This is a genomic window from Streptosporangium sp. NPDC000239 (genome assembly GCF_040300765.1).
Classification (GTDB): domain Bacteria; phylum Actinomycetota; class Actinomycetes; order Streptosporangiales; family Streptosporangiaceae; genus Streptosporangium.
The window spans coordinates 472,492-491,118 of sequence record NZ_JBEPEI010000004.1 but is presented as its reverse complement, the minus strand read 5'-3'; the positions used below and the strand labels follow the sequence as shown (position 1 = coordinate 491,118).

Genomic DNA, 18,627 nt, shown 5'->3' with positions numbered 1-18,627 from the left:
GCGGTCCAGGCTGTACGGTTCCCCGGCACGCCCAGGTGTTACACCGTTATTTCGGGACGTTCCTGAAATTTCCCGTCCGTTGGTGAAACGTTCTCAGGATTCGGGGAGCCGCAGCATGCGGTCGACCAACTGGTGGAGGTGGGCCCGCAGGCGGGGCTTCGTCCTGGGGTTGTCCGGATCGGGCGGATCGGGCGGGGCCAGGGCCTCGCCGTGCAGGAAGCCGTACATGCTCCAGGCCAGCGTCCGCACCAGCAGGTCCAGGTCGGTGTCCCCCTCGATGAGCCCGTCCCTGACGGCGGCGCGCAGCGCGTCCCGGGTGAGGTTGATGATCGGGATGGCGTACCGCTGTTCCAGGTCGGGGATGTCGGCGGCGTCGCCGAGCCAGCGGTGCATCCACAGCGCCGGGATCTGCGGGTTGGACAGGCACAGCTCCAGGTAGTCGTCCACGAGGGCGTGCATGGCCTCGGCGACCCCGGCGGCGTCGCGGGCGGGCAACGACGCCAGCGCCCCCTCGACGACGCTCCGCTGGGCCCGGCTCGTCCGCTCGATGACGGCGAGGTAGAGCGCGCGTTTGTCGCCGAACGTCTCGTGCAGCCATTCGAGGTCGAAGCCCATGGCCTCTGCCAGTCCCTGCAGGGTGGTGCCGTCATACCCGAACGCGGCGAAAAGCCGGGTCGCGAACTCTATGACCGCCTCGCTCTGCTGCTCATCCGCAGAAGTCATGGTTCGATTCAAGTCGTTGTCGCAGGTGGACGTAGCTAAGCGCCGGTTTTGGGGTGGTCAAACCTGTGTGCGCAATGGTCAGGCGTCCCACCGGTCCCGGGGCGGACGACGCCGGGTGAAAAAATACTGCATCGAACGCTTATCTTCATGGGTTGCAATTTTTCTCTCAGTGAGGTTTTGTGGAGGCGAACATGCGCGTCCCACTTCGAAGGAGCACGCTGTGCACAAAGCCGATCTCGGCCCCGTGACCCTCTCCGTGGCTCGTCACGACACCTTCGATCCACCTCCTGAGCTGGCTGTCTGGCGCCAGGAGGCCCCGATCCGCCGCATGACCTACGCCGACGGCCACATCGGCTGGCTGGCGACGAGCCACTCGGCCGTCCGCGCGATCCTGGCCGACAACCGCTTCAGCAGCCGGGTCGAGGCCCAGCACCCGGCGCTGCCGCACATGGTCGAACAGCGGCAGCTTCCGATGCCCGCCGGTTTCTTCCTGCGGATGGACCCGCCGGACCACACCCGCCTGCGGCGGCTGCTGACCGGCCAGTTCACCGTGCGCAGGATGCGGCAGCTCGAACCGAGGATCGAGAAGATCGTCGCCGCGCGGCTGGACGAGATGGAGCGTCAGGGGGCGCCCGCCGACCTGGTGAGCGCGTTCGCGCTGCCCATCCCCTCGCTGGTGATCTGCGAGCTGCTCGGTGTCCCCTACACCGACCACGACCGCTTCCAGCACGACTCGGCGGTGATCGTCAGCCGGGAGGAGTCGAAGGAGAGCAAGCTGGCGGCGGTGACCGACCTGCTGACCTTCCTGCACGAACTGGTGCTCAGCAAGCGCGCGAAGCCGACCGACGACCTGCTCGGCGGCCTGGCGGAAAGCGACGAGCTGACGGACGACGAGATCACCGGGATCGCCCTGCTCCTGCTGGTCGCCGGGCACGAGACGACGGCGAACATGATCGCGCTCGGTACCTACACGCTGCTGTGCAACCCCCCGCAGCTGGCGGCGCTGCGTGCCGACCCCTCCCTGGCGGCGGGGGCCGCCGAGGAACTGCTGCGCTATCTGAGCATCATCGACTTCACGGTCAGGGGCGCCGTCGAGGACGTGGAGATCGAGGGGCAGACGATCAGGGCCGGTGAGACGGTGACGGTCTCGCTGCCCGCGGCCAACCGCGACCCCGAGCGCTTCGAGCGGCCGGACGACTTCGACGTCTTCCGGCAGTCGGGCGGACACCTGTCCTTCGGCCACGGCATCCACCAGTGCCTGGGCCAGCAGCTCGCCCGCAACGAGATGCGCATCGCCATCCCGGCCCTGCTCGAACGGCTGCCCGGCCTGCGCCTCGCCGTACCGGCCGAGGAGGTGCCGATGCGCTCCGACATGGCCATCTACGGCGTGCACCGGCTGCCGGTCGCCTGGTAGAAACCGAATGACCCCATAGATAACCCCATATGGGGTTATCTATGGGCTATAAAGGCTGTGGACAGTTCGGAGAACCGAAGGGACCGTGCGGTGGGGCGTGTGCTGCTGCTGGCGACCGGCGACACCATCGCCTACTCGACCGATCCCCGCAGCCCAGGGGTGGCCTCGGGCGCGCGGCTCCTCGAAACACTGCCGCCCGGCACGCTCACGGCCGAGGTTGTGGCCGAGGACGTCCAGGCGGAGCCGAGCTGGGACATGTCCCCCTCGACCATGCTGCTGCTCGCCCGCAAGGCACGGGAGGCCGTTCTCGACCGGGGCTTCGACGGTGTCGTGATCACTCACGGTCTCGACACCGTCGAGGAGACGGCCTTCCTCACCGACCTGCTCGCCGGGCGGGCCGCGCACCACGGCGCGATCGTCCTGACCGGCGCGACGCGACCCTTCGACGCCCTGTCGCCGGACGGCCCGCGCAACCTGGCCTCCTCCCTGGCCGCCGCGGCCGACCCGGCATTGTGCGGCGTGGGCGCCGTCGTGTGCGTCAACGACGAACTGCACGCCGCCCGCTGGGTCACCATGACCGACGCGACGGGCGTGTGCGCCATGTCCTCCGCCCCCGAACCGGTGCTCGGCCACGTGCACGGGGGACGGGCCGTGATCTCCACGGTCCCGCCGGGCAGGCCGCCGACGGTCGCGGGCGACCCGGAGACGGACGTCGCCCTGGTCAAGACCTACCCGGGCATGGACACCGCGGCGCTCACCGCCCTCGTGGACGCGGGCGTCAGGGGAGTCGTGATCGAGGGAACCGGTGCGGGGAACATACCGGTCAGTTTGCTCACCGCGATCGACGAGCTGACCGGGTGGGGCATCCCGGTGGTCGTCACCTCCCGCGCCCGCACCCGCAGGGCGCCCCTCGACGAACTGGGCCTGGGCGCCGTCCTGGCCGCCAAGGTGGGCGCGGTCGGCGCGTACGGCCTCAGCCCGGCCAAGGCGCGCGTCGCGCTGATGGTCGCCCTCGGAACGGGCGGCGTCGACGCGGTGCGCGACTGGTTCGCCAGACTTTGAGCAGGGAAACTTAGATGTGGAGTGAAATGTCCACATCCTAGGGTTCGGGTATGGAACAGACCGCTGGTTCGGGTACGGGGCAGATCACTACATCGGACGACCGGATCGACCGCCGGGCACTGGCCGCGGCGGGGGTCACCGTACTGCTGTGGGCCTCCGCCTTCGTCGCCATCCGCGACGCCGCCCAGTACTTCGGCCCCGGAGCCCTGGCCCTCGGTCGCCTGCTCGCGGGCTCGGCCGTACTCCTCGTCATCTGGCTTGCGCGCGGCGGGGGACTGCCGTCCCGGGGTGCCTGGCCCGGCATCCTGGGCTCGGGCGTGCTGTGGTTCGGCCTCTACATGGTCGCCCTGAACTGGGGCGAGCACGAGGTGGACGCCGGAACCGCGGCCATGCTCGTCAACATCGGCCCCATCCTGATCGCGCTCCTCGGCGGCTGGATGCTGCGGGAGGGCTTCCCGCGCCGTCTGCTGGCCGGGATGGCGGTCTCCTTCGCGGGGGCCGCCGTGGTCGGGGTCTCCATGTCGGGCGCGGGCCGCGCCTCGATCCTGGGCGTCCTGCTGTGCCTGCTCGCCGCCGTGACGTACGCCGCCGGGGTGGTCTGCCAGAAGCCGGCCCTCAGGCACGGCTCCGCCATTCAGGTCACCACCTTCGGCTGTCTCGTCGGCACCGTGGTCTGCCTGCCGTTCGCCGGGCAGCTGGTCGAGCAGGTCGCCGCCGCCCCACCGGCCGCCACGCTGAACGTCGTCTACCTGGGCGTCTTCCCGACGGCCCTGGCCTTCACCACCTGGGCCTACGCGCTGGCCCGCACCACCGCGGGGAAGATGGGCGCGACCACCTACATCGTCCCCGCCCTGGTGGTCCTGATGGCCTGGGCGGTGCTCGGCGAGGTGCCCGGCTGGCTGACCCTGGTCGGCGGCCTGCTGTGCCTGGCGGGCGTCGCCGTCTCCCGAGGCGGCCCGCGTGCCACCACCCCGTCCTCGGTGCGGGCGGTACGGTCCCGGTAACGTGTCAGCCCGTTGCGTGATCCACGGGGACGGGGGGCGCACCCGCCCCGGGTGACTCGGGAGGCGCGGATGCGAGACCAGACGATCGGTGACTTTCTGCGGAGCCTGGCGGCCCGGGTGCCCGCCCCCGGCGGGGGAGCCTGCGCGGCCCTGCACGCCGCGCAGGCGGCCGCTCTGCTGGGCATGGTCGCCCGCTACAGCGACGGCCCCAAGCAGGCCGGGCACGAGCGGCTGATCGGGCGGATCCTGACGGAGGCCGACACGCTGCGGGAACGCGCGCTCGAACTCGCCGAGGAGGACGCGGCGGCGTTCACCGCGGTCACCGACGCCTACCGGCTGCCGAAGGAGACCGACCAGGAGCGTACGGCCCGCTCGGCGGCGATCGCCGGAGCGCTGGCCGCCGCGGCCGGGCCACCCGCGGAGACCGTGGACGTCGCGCGCCGCCTGGTCGAGCTGGCCGGGGAACTGCTGCCCGTCGGCAACCGCAACGTCATCACCGACGTGGCCGCCGCCGCCGAGGCGGCCAGGGCCGCCGCGACCACGGCCAGGGTCAACGTCGAGATCAACCTCGGGGGCATCCGGGACGAGGCGGTCCGCGCCGAACTGGCCGGAAGGATCGCCGGGGTCGACGCCCTGGCCGCCGACGCCGACCGGGTGACCGCGACCGTCCGCGAGGAGATCAGCCGATGAGTACTGAGGGTCTGTCGGGTGCGGGGAGTTCGGCGGGTTCGGCGCGGGAACTGTCCGGGCGGGGGCTCGCCACGGCCATCCGGACCGACGCGACGGAGCGGGCGGCGGCCCTCGCCGCCCGGGGACGCCCGGCGCGCCTGGCCGTCGTCACGGCCACCGACGACGAGGCCAGCGCCTGGTACGTGCGCTCCATCGTGAACGCCGCACGCAAGGTGGGCATCGAGTGCGAGGTCGCCGATCTCGGTCCGAGGGCCGGGGCGGGCGAGATCCGCGACCGTCTTGAGGCGCTGAGCGCCGACGAGTGGGTGAGCGGGATCATCCTGCAGACCCCGCTGCCGAAGGGGACGAAACTGGAGGACCTGGCCTCGGCCATCGTCCCCGCCAAGGACGTCGACGGCGCCAACCCGCTCTCCCTCGGCCGCCTGGCCGCCGGACTGCCCGCCTTCGCACCCGCGACCGCCGAGGCGGTGGTCAGGCTCCTCGACCACCACGGCGTCCCGCTCGCGGGCCGGCACGCGGTCGTGGTCGGCCGCTCGACGGTGGTCGGCAAGCCCGCCGCCCACCTGCTGCTCGACCGCGACGCCACGGTGACCGTGTGCCACTCGCGGACCGCCGACCTGGCCGCGGTCACCTCGGCGGCCGACGTCCTGGTCGCGGCCGTCGGCCGGATCGGGCTCGTCACCCCCGACCACGTACGGCCCGGCGCGGTGGTCGTGGACGTGGGCACGAACCAGACCGAGGACGGCGGCCTCGCGGGCGACGTCGACCCCGCCGTGGCGACCAGGGCCTCGGCGCTGACACCCGTGCCGGGAGGCGTGGGACCGGTGACCACCGCCCTCCTGCTGGCCCACACGGTCCAGGCCGCGGAGACCCTGACCGAAGGCCGGTGACTCCTTCGGCCCTCACACCAAGTGACGGCCGTCGACGCGCGTGCCCCCGTTCAGGCCGGAACCGGGTGACGATCCCGGGCCCGGTGGAATGGGCCGACTCCGCGCCCGTCAGTACCGCGATTGGTTTTGTCCAGGTGGCGAATCGGGGTTCCAGACAATCCGTCGGCCGCTGACACTGGCCCCTGCCTGCCGTTATCCGCTCGGCGGGCCGACCTTTCCAGGCGACCGACAGGAGACATCCTGATGAGAAAACCAACCATCGTGGACGCGCCGACGACGGGCGCCGCGGCCGTGAACGTCGAATCCGGAATCCGGTCGGGGCGCAGGCCCTTCGGTGCCGGACCTTTCCGCGTCGCGTTCGTCACCCTCGTGGCGGGAGTACTCGCGCTCACGGTCACGCAGGGCACCGCACTGGCCGGAGACAACCTGGCTGATTGCCTTTCCGGGCAGGTCTGCCTCTATGAGGGCAGCCTGGCGGACAACGACATGGTCGACTCGTCCTACGGCACGCTGAGCCACTACGGATTGAAAGCGAACACGTCCTACTACGTCGTCAACAACGGAAACGCGAAGCGCGGACTCGACCACTACTACTTCGAACACGCGGGGAAGACCAAGTGCCTGCACTTCAACGTGGGGACGACCCTCAACCAGGGGTCGTGGGTGTATTTGCGCTCATCCCTCTACCAAATCCTGTCCGACCAGCGGTGGGGCGGCGAATGCCCCTAGATCTGCCGGTCTCCTCGCAGGGCGGAAGCGACCGGACGCAGGGCGGTCCGGCGTGGCGGTCGTGACCGTCTGTGTTCCCTGAGCGGTGGTGCGGGCGGGGTTCACCAGGGCGGTGGACTCCGCCCGCACCGTCAGGATCCTCATGGCGCGTGAACGGTGCGTGAGACGAGACGCCCGGCGCGCGGCGCGGCCGAACCGCTGACCACCCGATGTCCCGCCGGAGCCGCTCGCGTTCTTCGCCGGGATGAGCCCGTACGGCCGGCGGGTCATGAGGTCGTACGGGTTCGCAGGAGGTCGAGGATCTCGGCCTGGCCGGTGCCCGTGCGTGACTCCGAGCGCGGGGCGCCGGTGGCGTCGCGCACCTCGACCACGAGCAACGCGTCCCCTCCCTCGGCCCCCTCCCGGCGGACGGTGATCCGCGCCCCGGGAGGGGCGTGTTCCGTGGCCCGCGCGAGGGCCTCGGCCTCGACGTCGTGCCCGGCGCGCAGTTCGGCGAGTTCGACCGGGCGCCGCCCCTGACCGTCGGGCAGCTCCGGATCGGCGCCGCCGTCGAGCAGCGCCCTGACGACGGCCGCCGCGCCGTACGTCACGGCACGGCAGAGGGCGGTGCCGCCCGCGGAGTCGCGGACGGCGGAATCGGCGCCCCGGGCGAGCAGGGCCTCGACGACGGCCAGGTGCCCACCGGCCACGGCCCAGTGCAGGGCCGTCATCGCGTTCTCCTCGGCGTGCTCCCGCTGGTCGGGGTCGGCGCCGCCGTCGAGCAGCGCGGTCACCGTCTCGGCGTGTCCCCAGGACGCGGCGGCGCACAGCGGGAGCCCCTCGTGCTCGCCCCCGCTCTCAAGGCCGGGGTCGGCTCCGGCCGCCAGGAGCCGCCGCGTGATGCCCGCGTCCCCGTGTACGGCGGCGCGGTAGAGGGCCGTGGAGCCGTACGGATCGGGTGTGTCCGGGGCCAGGCCGTCGTCGAGTAGCCGCCCGACCGTCTCGGCGTCCCCGGTCGCCGCGGCCGTCACCAGTCGCTCCCCTGTCATGCGGTTCATTGTGCGTGGCGAAGTGTCCGTGATCTATGGGTTTTCCCGGTGATGATCTCCATTTCTGACTGTGGCGATAATTCATGGTTAACCCATAGAGATAGTAGATTTATTGAGCCCCGCCCAGAGGTCGCCGATCATCGGTTCACGTCATCGGGAGGATCTTCGGATGCATGTCACGGCCCGCAGTGACTACGCCATACGCGCGATGCTGGTGATCGCGGCCCATGACCCGGCCTCGGTCACCGCGGAGACGCTGGCCCGGGCTCAGAAGATCCCGCCGAGCTTCCTGAGGGGCATCCTGACCGACCTGCGGCGGGCCAACCTCGTCTTCGCCCAGCGGGGCAACGAGGGTGGGTTCACGCTGGCCAGGAGGGCGGAGGCCGTCTTCGTCGGCGACATCCTGCGGGCGGTCGGCGGCGGCTTCACCTCGGTGCGGGGCTTCTCGACGGCCGACGTCGTCTACTTCGGCGAGGCGGTGCCGCTGCGCGCCGTCTGGCTGGACGTCGAGGCCTCCATCGGCGCCGTCGTGGACAGCGTCAGCCTCGCCACCCTCCTGGAGTCCCAGGGGGCCGAGGTCCCGCGGCGGCAGACGGCCTGAGGGACGGGTGCCGGGCGCGCCGTCACCGCGCTTTCCGTGCCGGGTTCCCTGACGGACCGGGGCATGCCGGCAGCGCCGGAACCCGGCCCCGGACGTCGGCCGGGCCCTCTGAAGGTCCGGCCGGACCACGGCGGGTGGCCGGGTCTCCGGAGGGCGGTCGGGTCCCGGGCGCCGGCGGCCGGATCCCCTGGGGACGGCCGGGCCCTCCGTGTCTCAGACGGGGATGGAGACCCCGAGGCCGCCCCGGGTCTGCGCGCCGTAGCGCTCCTTCTCCCTGGCGAGGTCGAGGGGCCTGATGTGGCTGCGGCCCTGCATCGTCTCCTCGGTGATCAGGTCGGCGGGCACGAGCCAGGACACCTCGAACTCGATCCCGTCGGGGTCCTTGGCGTACAGGGCCTTGGTGGTCGAGTGGTCGGAGGCGCCCACGAGGGAGCTCATCTCGGTGAGCTTGACCGCGATGCGCTCAAGCTCCTGGAGGGTGTCGACCTCCCAGGCGAGGTGGTAGAGCCCGACGGTCGTCCGCCCGGCGCCGGAGGGGCCCGCCTGGGCGCCGATCTCGAACAGGCCGAGGTCGTGGTCGTTGCTCGATCCGGGGGCCTGCAGGAACGCCGAGCCCTGGCCGCCCATGACGACCCGGAAGTCGAGGGCCTCCCGGTAGAAGGCGACGCTGCGCTCGACGTCGCGAACGAACAGGACGGCGTGGTTGAGCCGCTGGACCGGCATGTTTCCTCCCCGAAAAACTTTAACTCTCAAGTACACTATCCCCGTATGCTTGAAAGTTCAAGTAAAGTGGGCCTCGTGACCAGATGGCTTGACGACGAAGAGCAACGCGCGTGGCGCGCTTTCATGGGGGCCTCACAGTTCATCCACGAGGAACTGGACCGCCAGCTGCAACGCGACTCAAGTATGCCGCACACCTACTACATCATCCTGGTGAAGTTGTCCGAGGCGAAGGATCGCAGGATGCGGATGAGCGATCTGGCCACCGAGCTCAACTCCTCGCAGAGCAGGCTCTCACACGCGGTGTCCCGTCTTGAGGAGAGGGGCTGGGTACGGCGCGTGCCCTGCGCCGCCGACCGCCGTGTCAGCTGGGCCGAGCTCACCGACGAGGGGTTCGCCGCGCTCACCGCCGCCGCCCCCGGCCACGTCGAGGCCGTACGGCGCGTGCTGTTCGACCGGGTCGACTCCGAGCAGGTCAAGCGGCTCATGGAGATCTGCTCCGCGGTGCTCGACGACCGGGGGTGAACCCCCTCGCCGGTCCGGCGACACGCCCGCCGTGCCGTACGGCCCGGCCCGGTCGAGGCGCTGGAAGGGGCGGGGAACAGAAGGAGAATCCAGCCGGGTCCGTCCCCGTCCCGGGGCCGTCCGTCGTACCGTTTCCCCCGACCGATCGGCTCAACAGGGGGATGCGGAGATGGCGGAGAGTTCTCTGAGGCGGGCGAACGGTGAGCACGAGGCGAACCGCGCGCTCTTCGGAACCGTCCACGAGGTGGCGGTCCGGTACGCGGGGGCCGACGTCTCCCAGGTGATCGCCGTCCTGCGCGGCAGGCTCGCCGGGGTGCCGGGGATGGACGACCACGGCATCCGCAGGATCGCGGAGGAGATCAGCGTCGGCCGGGACCCGTCCGGGCTGTAGACCAGGGTGGGCCGTCCCGCCTCCGCCCACAGGCGGCACGGGGCGGCCTTTCCGTCCACAGGCCTGTGGATGACTTTCCCCAGCTGGCACGGGGTTTCCACAGGGTGTGCGGGGCGGTTGTCCACAGCCTGTGCACAACGAGCCGGGATCAGGGGCGGCTCAGGGTCGGATCAGGGGCGGCGCCGGATGTGTCAGGGGCCCCTTCCGGGACAGTCTTGGGGCATGCTCGCGTTGAGAAGGCTCTACCCGCTGGTCGCCTGCGCCGGAATCGCGGTGGCCGTCGGGTCCATGGTCGTGGGACAGGTCGTCGCGACCACCCACTCCGACCCGTTCGCCCTGACGATCGGCGAGTACGCCGCGGTCGAGGGCAACGGGACGACCGAGCTGGCCATGATCTCACTGGCGGTCGCCTCCCTCGCGCTGGTCGCGGGACTGCGGGCGGCCAGGGCCCCGCTGGGGACGGCGGTCGAACGCCTGCTCGCGGTGTGGAGCGGTGCCCTGACCGTCATGGCGTTCGTGCCCGCGGGCGTTCCCGGCTCGGCGGGAGCCCTGGACGACTGGATGCGGGACCAGGTGCACGGCTACGCCTCGGCGGTGGCGTTCGTCGCGTTGCCCGTCGCGGGCGCGCTGATGGTCACGCGCCTCGGGGAGGACGAGCGGTGGAAGGCGGTGGCCAGGCCGGTCGAGTGGCTGGCGCTGGCCTGCGGTTTCGGGCTGGTCGCGGTCACCTACGTGGCGCTCCCCGGCGACCGCGTCTTCATCGGGCTGGCCGAGTGGGTGCTGCTCACCGCCGAGATCGCCCTGGTCGCGGTGCTCGCCGTACGGCTGGCGCACCTGAGCCGGGCCGGGAGGACCGCCCGCGCGTCCCAGGCCGCGCTCGGCTGACTTGTCACTTTGCTTTACTAATTCATGACATGTCACAAATAGGATACGAATACACAGGCTTGTCAGTGCTATCCTCGTCGGCGATCTAGAGGTCGTCCGGAGCCCCCCACTTCGGCGCTCCGGGACCGAACCGATGAGGTGACATGGCATCGAGCAGACCCATCAGGTTCAAGATCTCGGCACTCCTGGCGATCCCGATCATCTCGCTGCTCGCCCTGTGGGGATTCGCGGCCACCGTGACGGTCGGCGACTCGATGAGCCTGCTCACGGTCTCCACCCTGTACGACACGGTCGGCAAACCCGGTGACGAGCTGAACAACGCCCTGCAGCACGAACACCTGCTCTCGGCCGAGTACCTCGCCTCCCGCACGGACTCGGCCAGGTCGGCCCTGGCCGTACAGCGGAACATCACCAACCAGGCACGCCAGCGCTTCCGCGAGCGGACGAACACCGAGTCGGCCAAGTCCGCGATGACCCCCGACATGCGCATCCGGTTCAACGAGGTGATGACCCGGATCAACGCCCTCGACGGGACCCGCGTCAAGGTGGACGGCGGCAGGATCGGCCTCGTCGGCCTCTCCAGGGACTTCTCCCTGGTGCCCGACGCGCTGAACCGGCTGTCGAGCATCATGAGCCTCAACAACGACCTGCCGCTCTTCCAGCAGTCACGAAGCCTCGGCATGGTCAGCTACGCCAAGGACCTGATGAGCCGCGAGCGGGCGCTGGCCGCCGGGGTGCTGGGCCTGGGCCGCCCGATGTCGCCGAGTGAGCTGCAGCTGTTCAACCAGCTCGCCACCAACCGGGTCTTCCTTCTCGAACAGGCCCTGCCCGACCTGGAGCCGAGGCTGCGCCTGCCGTTCGCCGGGATGATGACCTCGACGATCTACACCAGGTACACCGGCTTCGAGGAGACCATCCAGGAGGGGGAGCTCATCCCCGCCACCGAGTGGCGCTCGGCGGGTGACGACCTGGAGGCCGTCTACGAGCGGGCGCTGACCGCCGTCACCCTCTCCCTGGCCGACCGGGCGGCCCCGTCCGCCGCGACGACGTTCACCAGGGCGGGAATCGCGGGCGCGCTCGGCCTCGTCGCCGTCGTCGCCTCGCTGCTGGTCTCCTACCGGGTCGGCAGCGGGCTCACCCGTGAGCTCGCCGGGGTGCGCAGGGCCGCCATGGAGGTGGCCGAGGTGCGCCTGCCCCGCGTCATGGAGAAGCTCCGCAGGGGCGAGCCGGTGGACGTCGGTGTCGAGGCGCCGCCGCTCGAACCGCTGGGCAGCACGGCGGAGGTCCACGACGTGGCCGCCGCCTTCGACAGCGTCCAGCAGCGCGCCATGCAGTCGGCCGTCGACCAGGCCAAGCTGCGCGAGGGCGTCGCCCAGTCCTTCCGCAACCTCGCCAGGCGCAGCCAGTCCCTGCTGCAGCGTCAGCTCAAACTGCTCGACGGGATGCAGAAGCAGGCCGAGGACCCCGCCGCCCTGGAGAACCTCTTCCTGCTCGACCACCTGACCACCCGCATGCGTCGCCACGCCGAGGGCCTGGTCATCCTGTCCGGCGGGGCCTCCGGCCGTAAGTGGCGCTCCTCCGTCCTGATGGAGGACGTGCTGCGCGGCGCCGCCGCCCAGGTCGAGGACTACGCCCGGGTGCGGGTCTACCCCATGTCGGGCACCACCCTGATCGGCAGCGCGGTCGCGGACATGATGCACCTGTTCGCCGAGATCATCGAGAACGCCACCGTCTTCTCCCCTCCCGGAGGGGAGGTGTCGATCCGCGGTGAGCTGGTCGGCCGCGGGTTCGCGATCGAGATCGAGGACCGGGGCCTGGGCATGACCGCCGAGAAGCGGGCCTCCATCAACGAGCGCCTGGCCAGCCCGCCCGAGTTCGACCCGTCGGAGACCGACCGCCTCGGGTTCGCGGTCGTCGGCCTGCTCGCCGCCCGCTACGGGGTCAACGTGACGCTGCGGCCCTCGCCGTACGGCGGGACCGGGGTGGTCATCCTGCTTCCCGAGCACCTCCTGGGAGACCCGGAGCCCGTCGAGCCGGTCGTGCCGCTCAGGGCCGAGCACATGCCGCCGGTCGCCGCGCTGCCCCCGGTGTCCGCGGAGCCCCGGTTCACCGAACCGGTGCTGCCGGTCCCCGCGGACCTGTGGAAGTCGTCGGTACGGCGCGGCACCGGGCTGCCCCGCAGGGTCCGCCAGGCGAACCTCTCACCGGGCCTGCGCCAGGACGACCAGCGCCAGGAGAACGACCAGACCTCAGGCGCCACCGAGCGCTCGCCCGAGGAGGCTCGGGCGCTGCTGAACTCCTTCCAGTCGGGATGGCGGCGCGGACGCGCCGAGAGCGAGGACGGCGGTGCCGAATGATGAGCTGGGGTAGTGAACCGAGGATCGCACCGAGTGTGATCGTCACAGGGGAAGGGGTTTGAGCACGTGCCGGGTGAGCTTTATTGGCTTCTGGATGACTTCGTCACGAGTGTGGCGGACGTCTCCCACGCGCTGATCCTGTCGAACGACGGGTTGATGATGGCCTCCTCCCGAGGTCTGAGCAAGGAGGACGCCGACCACCTGTCGGCCGTCGCCTCCGGCTTCCAGAGCCTCGCCAAGGGGACAAGCATGCAGTTCGGCGGCGGCGCCGTACGGCAGACCATGGTGGAGATGGACTCGGCGTTCCTCTTCGTCACCTCGGCGGGCCAGGGCAGCTGTCTCGCCGTCATGACCAGTGGCGCCGCGGACGTGGGCCTCATCGCCTACGAGATGGCCCGCCTCGTGACCCGTGTCGGCCAGCATCTGGCCACCGCACCCCGGGTGGCGGGCCAATGAGCGACGACGTCGAGTGGGTCGACGAGGAGGCCGGGCCCGTCGTCCGTCCCTACGCGCTGACCGGCGGCCGGACCGCGACCTCGACGTCCTCGTCCGCGTTCGACCTGCTGTCCATGGTGGTCGCCAACGGTTCGGTGATCTCCGCGGGCTCACACCTGGGCTCGGAGCACCGGCGGTTGCTCGGCCTGATGAAGCGCACCAGGCCCATCGTCGAGGTCGCCTCTGAGTCGGGCCTGCCGATCGGCGTGATCAAGGTCCTCCTCGGCGACCTGCTCGACCAGGGGTTGATCCTCGTGCGCTCCCCGCTTCCCGCCAACACCTCTCCCGCGGAGGGGCTGCTGCGAGAGGTGATCAGCGGCCTGCGGGCCTTGTAACGTCCTTCCCGTACGGCCCGGCGGGGGTGGGGTGGCCGGCCGTACGATCCAGGACGACTTCGGAGGCCCCGTGCACCGTCGGAGGGCACGGGGAAAGCTCCTCCCGGCTTCTCAGGTCTTTTCGGGCTACGCCCTGAACGCGCAGACCAGGAAGAACAGTACGGCGATCACGCCGAACAGGGCGGTCAGCCCTATCCCGTCGATACAGATGGTCAGCACCAGGACGACCACGGCGAGGGCCGCGTTCAGGAGATAACGTGCCCTGAGTGCCAAGCTTCCTCCGGTCACAGTCCGCTTCCTCGAAGAGACGACTCTTGGAGAACGCGACGGCCTCAGCCCCGGGTTCCCGCCTCCTCGGGTGACCTGACGCCCTTCGCGAAACCGCCACGGTGGGCGCGGTAGGCCAGGTAACCGGCGACCAGCAGGTCGTACAGCACGCAGGCCGTCGGAAGGTCGGTCAGCGGCGGCTCAAGATGACGGGGCACCACGACGTCCCACACCGGGTGCAGCACCCAGGCGGCCACCAGGAACCACGGCGACCGGAACACCCCCAGCAGGGCCAGCGCCGCCACCACCCCGGACGCCGCGTACTCCACCCCGCCGCCGGCCAGGTAGGTCGGCGCGAGAATCCCCACGGTGACGGCGCTCCAGGCCGCCAGTTCCGTCCTGCCGGGCAACCGGCACAGCGCCAGGACGAGCACCACCCCCAACGGCGCCGCCGCCACCACGAGCAACCCGGCCCGCGCCACGGCCCCGATGGCGTACGACATCGCCACCATGACCACCACGACGTAGAACGCCCACCCGGCCGTCACCCACACCCGTCCGCCCATGCTCGGCCCTCCTGTCTTTACCTCAGGAGTCGTCGGCGACCGGGCCGGAGTTCCGGGAAGGCCTCACGCGTTTGGCCGGGTGCGCCGTACGCGGGCCGTACGGCCCTGAAAGGCCGGGCAGAATGATTCGCGGAGGAGGCTGAATCCGTGACGGCAGACGACCTGTATCAATTGCTCCGCTCGTACGATCCCAGTGACGTTTCGATGCAGCAGTTCCACGCCGTCTGGGTGGAGTCCATCCCTGTCGAGGAAGCGGTCGTCATTTTGAACGGCGATCCGGCCTCCGGGACGCGGGACGGTTTTCTCGGGTGGGGGACGGGTTCCGACGGAGGAGGCGAAGAGGCGGCAGGTCTGCTGGCAGGGCAGGTCGGTGACTGGATTCTGGTCATCGGTGACCACCGTTCCACGGAGGATGAAGCGCTGCTCGCGCTGTCACGATGTGGCAGGCGCGCTCTGGCCATCCGCTGGGATCTTCATGGTGAGAGCACCTTGGAATACGCCGAAGATGGGAAGCTGATCACGGTCATTGACATCTTCGACACCGGCGAACGGTCCGGCACCGATCCGAACGCCCTCGACCCGTACCTCTACGGTCTCCGTTTCAACATCGACGACGACATTCCAGGAGAACCCGCCGTCGAGCCCGGTGAAAGCCTCACATCCGCCCTGACCGCGATCGGCCGAATGGTCGGCCACCGCATCGACAGAGAATGGCTGGAGGCCACACACACCACGTATGTCGTGCCGGCCGACGACCCTGATTGACGGCCCCCCTGGAGGGTTCCCCGACTCACCGGACGTCGGCCCCGCCGTACTGGTGACCATCCTGGCGATGGCCCTGAACGCCTTCCTCCTGTACACCCTGGCTTGGAGAGAACCCACCACCCCCTTCTTCGACCCCGGCTGGTGACCGTCCACAAGGTGGGGAGTTGTGGACCCTTCAGGGTGATGAGTGACACCGGAGTACTGCAAGAACGCGGGCCGGTCGCCGCGTTGCGAACCCTTCAGGGTGATGAGCGACTCCACCACCGTGAACGCCGCTGGAACCGCCAGGTGTGGCGAACCCTTCCGGGCGATGAGCGACCCGAGGGTAAAGTCCCAGGTCGGGCCGGACGCTGTGGAAGTGGGGTGCGCGATTTCTGCAGCAGTCCGGCGGTAGTGCAGCGGTGCAGGTCAGAGCGTTGATCATTTTTGAGATCCGACTTGGTTCGAGAATAGTCTCCTCCTCGTACCGATGGCGGCCATAGTGTGATCCGCGCCTCGCGGGGGTGTACCTGATGACCCCACTGTGCCATGTGACACGAAGAAAGATCACCTTTTCGCGGTACGTCTGGGCAGCCGGGTTAACGGTCGAGGAGACGAGGCGTCGCGGGCTGTGGGGAAGGCCGCGAGCGATGTCCTCTGGAGGGCTTTCCTTGTTTCCTCGACAGTTGCGTATTGCTCCCGGGAAGCACCTGTGTGAATCGGGTTTCCTGGGCCAGGATCGAGACCATGCGGCTCCTTATCCTCGGCGGAACGAAGTTCCTGGGGCGTGTGCTCGTGGAGCAGGCCCTGCGGCGTGGTCATGAGGTGACCACGTTCAACCGTGGCCGTTCCGGTGATGACGTGCCCGGCGCCACCATGATTCGCGGAGACCGGACCAACCCTCAGGACCTGATGGCGCTCGCTGACGCGGGTCCGTGGGACGCGGTGATCGACCCCAGCGGCATGACCCCGGCCATGGTGGAGGACACCACCCGCGCTCTGGCCGATGTCGTCGGCTGGTACGTGTTCGTCTCCACCGTGAACGTCTACAAGGGCTGGCCCACCACTCCGCTGACGGACGCCTCGCCGCTGCGGGAGTACGCTCCCGAAGGCCCGGAGGGGGAGAGCGGGCTTGACTCCTACGGGCGGGAGAAGGCCGGTTGCGAGCAGGCCGTCATTGCTGCTTTCGGTGAGCACGCCACGATCTTGCGACCGGGTGTGATTCTCGGCCCGCACGAGTATGTGGGCCGTCTGCCATGGTGGCTGTCGCGTATCCGTGTCGGGGGCCGGGTGCTGGCCCCGGGCACGGCCACGTGGAAGATCCAGCCGATTGACGTACGAGACGTCGCCGCCTTCGCGTTGGAGTGCGCTGAACGGCATCTGCCTGGCCCGTACAACGTGGCCGCGCCGATCGGGCACACAACGTTCGGGGAGTTCCTCGCCGCGTGCCGGAAGGTGACCGGCAGCAGCGCCGAACTGGTGTGGGTGGACGACTCGTTCCTCCGCAAGCACGACGTACGCGAGTGGACGGAGCTGCCGATCTGGCGCGACTACGACGGCACCTGGCAGGTGGACGCCTCCCGTGCGCATGCCGCCGGTCTGACGTGCCGTTCGATCGAGGAGACCGTGACCGATACCTGGCGGTGGCTCCAGACCGGGGTCACGGTCTCTTCCGCTCGCTCTGCGGAGCTGGGCATCTCCGTGGAACGGGAAACGGCGATCCTCACCGCCTGGGACAACCGGACAGTGGTCAAGAACCAGGAACAGGCGGCAGGTGCTTAGCGGTCGAAGCCTCACCGAACGCGGTGACCGTCTCGACCAGTTCCTGAGCCGCCCGCGTGCGGAGTTGGTTGAGCGGTGCCCGTAGGGAGCGCAGCCGGTAGCGTACGGAGAAGGTGCGCAGATCCGGAGACAGGCCCAGCATGGGCTGGACCGTTTCGTGGGCCCCGTTCACATCGCCGAGCAGTACCCGAGCGGCGGCCATGTCCAGCAGGATGGTCGCTTTCAGGATCGGAGAGCGTTTGTCGGCTGGAGTGGCGAGCTCCAGGTTCAGCGCTCGTTCGGCGTGCTCCAGCACCAGATTCACAAAGCGGCGTAGCGTCGCTGGCTCCAGGCTGTCGTGGCGGCGTTGCAGCAGTTCCAAGAACGCGGTTGAGGCGCAACGCTCCTCTCGCGCTGGTCCCCAGTCGAACAGACCGCCGATGACAGCCAGGTCGTCATGGGCGTCTGAGTCGGTTGTCCGTGCCTCCTGCGCGTCGCGGACGGCCCGGAGCGTTTCGTCGGGATTGCCTAGGTGTGACCACGCGCGGGCGGTGATGCTGTGCAGTCGCGCGGCTGCCAGGCCGGTGGGTTTGTGCTCCCGGCCGCGTTTGACTGCGGTGATCGCCTCTTGGGGAGAATCGCCCCAATAGGCCGCCGTCGCCTGCACACCGCGTGCCCATACGGCCAGACCGGTGTTGCCGATGCTGTTGGCGTGTGCCCACGCGGCACGCGCGTGATCACGAGCAAATCCATGCTCGCCCAAGTCCATGCAGGTTTCGGCCAGCAGCAGGCACAGCAGCCCGTTCAGGTAGGTCAGTTCGGTGATCTGCCCAGGTTGCCGGGTCTGTCCAAGCTTCTTCTCTACCTGGTCGCGTAGGTCTTTGATTTCGGGAAACGTCACGATCGGCGGTCGGGTGTGGAACGTGCGTGCTGCACGGACCACATCGTCTTGCAGTGTTTCAAGGGTTGAGGGCCCGATCGCGGCGTCCGCTGCTCGGGCGGAATGTCGGGAATCTTCGGCAGCAGCCATCATCAACTCACGCAGAGAAGGAGCAGGCTTTGAGCCTGCACCAGAGGCGGGAAGGTCGGGCGTCGTCCATACGACGCTGCGGGTGGGTGAGAGGTCGATTACCTCGCCCGGTGATGCGGGGTCTGCCACCAGGGTGGGAACCATCGTGAACAGTTCCTGCGCCGACCGGTCGAACATTTCCTCCAGGACGCGGCAGGCATCCGGCAGCGGTAGCCCTTTGACGTTGCCTGCCAGCCAGCGCCGGTATTGGCGTTCGTCGAGGGTCAGGCCGCGTAGACCAAGGCCGGCGGCGCATCGGCTGTAGGCGGTGAGGAACGCGCGCGGAAGTAACAGGCCACGCGCGCGCACGAGCTGCTTCAGGAGCGTTTCTTCGGCATGGTGCACGGGGTTGTTCCTCCTCGTGCGGGTGC

Annotated in this window: 21 protein-coding genes; 15 read left to right on the top strand and 6 right to left on the bottom strand. The window is 69.7% G+C overall.

The genetic code is table 11. The features are described from left to right. Positions 1-93: 93 nt before the first annotated feature. Positions 94-723, bottom strand: a complete 630-nt coding sequence (locus ABT340_RS14530; RefSeq protein ID WP_352011199.1) for a TetR/AcrR family transcriptional regulator — start codon at positions 721-723, stop codon at positions 94-96. A gap of 220 nt (positions 724-943) precedes the next feature. Here ABT340_RS14530 and ABT340_RS14525 point away from each other — a divergent pair, with 220 nt between their 5' ends. The 6 genes from ABT340_RS14525 to ABT340_RS14500 all read left to right on the top strand — a co-directional run bounded on the left by ABT340_RS14525 (position 944) and on the right by ABT340_RS14500 (position 6,512). Continuing rightward, positions 944-2,137 (top strand): cytochrome P450, encoded by a 1,194-nt coding sequence (locus ABT340_RS14525; protein ID WP_352011198.1) that lies wholly within the window; start codon positions 944-946, stop codon positions 2,135-2,137. 90 nt (positions 2,138-2,227) lie between these two features. Next, positions 2,228-3,199: an asparaginase gene (locus ABT340_RS14520; RefSeq protein WP_352011197.1), complete on the top strand. Its 972-nt coding sequence runs from the start codon at positions 2,228-2,230 to the stop codon at positions 3,197-3,199. A gap of 50 nt (positions 3,200-3,249) precedes the next feature. After that, positions 3,250-4,203, top strand: a complete 954-nt coding sequence (locus tag ABT340_RS14515; protein ID WP_352011196.1) for a DMT family transporter — start codon at positions 3,250-3,252, stop codon at positions 4,201-4,203. A 69-nt stretch (positions 4,204-4,272) separates the two neighbouring features. After that, a complete protein-coding gene (locus ABT340_RS14510; protein ID WP_352011195.1) occupies positions 4,273-4,893 on the top strand; it encodes a cyclodeaminase/cyclohydrolase family protein in 621 nt (206 codons plus the stop codon). Further along, positions 4,890-5,783 carry a bifunctional 5,10-methylenetetrahydrofolate dehydrogenase/5,10-methenyltetrahydrofolate cyclohydrolase gene (locus tag ABT340_RS14505; RefSeq protein ID WP_352011194.1) on the top strand — a complete coding sequence of 298 codons (894 nt, stop codon included), beginning with the start codon at positions 4,890-4,892 and terminating at the stop codon, positions 5,781-5,783. Before ABT340_RS14510 ends, ABT340_RS14505 begins: the two co-directional genes overlap by 4 nt. A gap of 243 nt (positions 5,784-6,026) precedes the next feature. Then, positions 6,027-6,512, top strand: coding sequence for a hypothetical protein (locus ABT340_RS14500; RefSeq protein WP_352011193.1), 486 nt, complete (start codon positions 6,027-6,029; stop codon positions 6,510-6,512). 266 nt (positions 6,513-6,778) lie between these two features. Here the strand turns inward: ABT340_RS14500 and ABT340_RS14495 are convergent, their stop codons facing one another. Next, positions 6,779-7,540 carry an ankyrin repeat domain-containing protein gene (locus ABT340_RS14495; RefSeq protein ID WP_352011192.1) on the bottom strand — a complete coding sequence of 254 codons (762 nt, stop codon included), beginning with the start codon at positions 7,538-7,540 and terminating at the stop codon, positions 6,779-6,781. Between the two features lie 169 nt (positions 7,541-7,709). Between ABT340_RS14495 and ABT340_RS14490 the strand changes: the two genes are divergently transcribed. After that, positions 7,710-8,141 (top strand): RrF2 family transcriptional regulator, encoded by a 432-nt coding sequence (locus tag ABT340_RS14490; RefSeq protein ID WP_352011191.1) that lies wholly within the window; start codon positions 7,710-7,712, stop codon positions 8,139-8,141. Between the two features lie 213 nt (positions 8,142-8,354). Here ABT340_RS14490 and ABT340_RS14485 read toward each other — a convergent pair whose 3' ends face one another. After that, positions 8,355-8,864: a VOC family protein gene (locus ABT340_RS14485; RefSeq protein ID WP_352011190.1), complete on the bottom strand. Its 510-nt coding sequence runs from the start codon at positions 8,862-8,864 to the stop codon at positions 8,355-8,357. 75 nt (positions 8,865-8,939) lie between these two features. Here ABT340_RS14485 and ABT340_RS14480 point away from each other — a divergent pair, with 75 nt between their 5' ends. From ABT340_RS14480 to ABT340_RS14455, 6 genes are all read left to right on the top strand, one after another. Next, positions 8,940-9,386, top strand: coding sequence for a MarR family winged helix-turn-helix transcriptional regulator (locus ABT340_RS14480; protein ID WP_352011189.1), 447 nt, complete (start codon positions 8,940-8,942; stop codon positions 9,384-9,386). Between the two features lie 169 nt (positions 9,387-9,555). Continuing rightward, entirely contained in the window at positions 9,556-9,777 is a 222-nt protein-coding gene (locus tag ABT340_RS14475) for a hypothetical protein (RefSeq protein WP_352011188.1), read from the top strand. Positions 9,778-9,999: 222 nt separating this feature from the next. Beyond that, the gene (locus ABT340_RS14470) at positions 10,000-10,662 is read left to right on the top strand and encodes a DUF998 domain-containing protein (protein ID WP_352011187.1); all 663 of its coding nucleotides are present in this window, start codon (positions 10,000-10,002) and stop codon (positions 10,660-10,662) included. A gap of 143 nt (positions 10,663-10,805) precedes the next feature. Next, positions 10,806-13,019 carry a sensor histidine kinase gene (locus ABT340_RS14465; protein ID WP_352011186.1) on the top strand — a complete coding sequence of 738 codons (2,214 nt, stop codon included), beginning with the start codon at positions 10,806-10,808 and terminating at the stop codon, positions 13,017-13,019. A 66-nt stretch (positions 13,020-13,085) separates the two neighbouring features. Beyond that, positions 13,086-13,475 carry a roadblock/LC7 domain-containing protein gene (locus ABT340_RS14460; RefSeq protein WP_184725372.1) on the top strand — a complete coding sequence of 130 codons (390 nt, stop codon included), beginning with the start codon at positions 13,086-13,088 and terminating at the stop codon, positions 13,473-13,475. Continuing rightward, positions 13,472-13,849, top strand: a complete 378-nt coding sequence (locus ABT340_RS14455; RefSeq protein ID WP_352011185.1) for a DUF742 domain-containing protein — start codon at positions 13,472-13,474, stop codon at positions 13,847-13,849. Before ABT340_RS14460 ends, ABT340_RS14455 begins: the two co-directional genes overlap by 4 nt. Before the next feature lie 126 nt (positions 13,850-13,975). Here the strand turns inward: ABT340_RS14455 and ABT340_RS14450 are convergent, their stop codons facing one another. Next, a complete protein-coding gene (locus ABT340_RS14450) occupies positions 13,976-14,122 on the bottom strand; it encodes a hypothetical protein (RefSeq protein WP_352011184.1) in 147 nt (48 codons plus the stop codon). Between the two features lie 59 nt (positions 14,123-14,181). Beyond that, positions 14,182-14,682 carry a DUF6010 family protein gene (locus ABT340_RS14445; RefSeq protein WP_352011183.1) on the bottom strand — a complete coding sequence of 167 codons (501 nt, stop codon included), beginning with the start codon at positions 14,680-14,682 and terminating at the stop codon, positions 14,182-14,184. A gap of 147 nt (positions 14,683-14,829) precedes the next feature. Between ABT340_RS14445 and ABT340_RS14440 the strand changes: the two genes are divergently transcribed. Both ABT340_RS14440 and ABT340_RS14435 read left to right on the top strand, forming a co-directional pair. Next, the gene (locus ABT340_RS14440) at positions 14,830-15,447 is read left to right on the top strand and encodes a DUF6461 domain-containing protein (protein WP_352011182.1); all 618 of its coding nucleotides are present in this window, start codon (positions 14,830-14,832) and stop codon (positions 15,445-15,447) included. A gap of 726 nt (positions 15,448-16,173) precedes the next feature. Continuing rightward, complete coding sequence (locus ABT340_RS14435) at positions 16,174-17,208, top strand: NAD-dependent epimerase/dehydratase family protein (protein WP_352011181.1); 1,035 nt, start codon at positions 16,174-16,176, stop codon at positions 17,206-17,208. Here the strand turns inward: ABT340_RS14435 and ABT340_RS14430 are convergent. Next, positions 17,177-18,601, bottom strand: a complete 1,425-nt coding sequence (locus ABT340_RS14430) for an NsdA family TPR-like regulatory protein (RefSeq protein WP_352011180.1) — start codon at positions 18,599-18,601, stop codon at positions 17,177-17,179. The genes ABT340_RS14435 and ABT340_RS14430 overlap by 32 nt on opposite strands. Positions 18,602-18,627 lie beyond the last annotated feature (26 nt).

Coding starts and splice junctions, on each gene's coding strand:
- ABT340_RS14530 (WP_352011199.1), bottom strand. CDS start 723: ATGACTTCTGCGGATGAGCAGCAGAGCGAGGCGGTCATAGAGTTCGCG.
- ABT340_RS14515 (WP_352011196.1), top strand. CDS start 3,250: ATGGAACAGACCGCTGGTTCGGGTACGGGGCAGATCACTACATCGGAC.
- ABT340_RS14510 (WP_352011195.1), top strand. CDS start 4,273: ATGCGAGACCAGACGATCGGTGACTTTCTGCGGAGCCTGGCGGCCCGG.
- ABT340_RS14505 (WP_352011194.1), top strand. CDS start 4,890: ATGAGTACTGAGGGTCTGTCGGGTGCGGGGAGTTCGGCGGGTTCGGCG.
- ABT340_RS14500 (WP_352011193.1), top strand. CDS start 6,027: ATGAGAAAACCAACCATCGTGGACGCGCCGACGACGGGCGCCGCGGCC.
- ABT340_RS14495 (WP_352011192.1), bottom strand. CDS start 7,540: ATGACAGGGGAGCGACTGGTGACGGCCGCGGCGACCGGGGACGCCGAG.
- ABT340_RS14490 (WP_352011191.1), top strand. CDS start 7,710: ATGCATGTCACGGCCCGCAGTGACTACGCCATACGCGCGATGCTGGTG.
- ABT340_RS14485 (WP_352011190.1), bottom strand. CDS start 8,864: ATGCCGGTCCAGCGGCTCAACCACGCCGTCCTGTTCGTTCGCGACGTC.
- ABT340_RS14475 (WP_352011188.1), top strand. CDS start 9,556: ATGGCGGAGAGTTCTCTGAGGCGGGCGAACGGTGAGCACGAGGCGAAC.
- ABT340_RS14470 (WP_352011187.1), top strand. CDS start 10,000: ATGCTCGCGTTGAGAAGGCTCTACCCGCTGGTCGCCTGCGCCGGAATC.
- ABT340_RS14465 (WP_352011186.1), top strand. CDS start 10,806: ATGGCATCGAGCAGACCCATCAGGTTCAAGATCTCGGCACTCCTGGCG.
- ABT340_RS14455 (WP_352011185.1), top strand. CDS start 13,472: ATGAGCGACGACGTCGAGTGGGTCGACGAGGAGGCCGGGCCCGTCGTC.
- ABT340_RS14445 (WP_352011183.1), bottom strand. CDS start 14,682: ATGGGCGGACGGGTGTGGGTGACGGCCGGGTGGGCGTTCTACGTCGTG.
- ABT340_RS14435 (WP_352011181.1), top strand. CDS start 16,174: ATGCGGCTCCTTATCCTCGGCGGAACGAAGTTCCTGGGGCGTGTGCTC.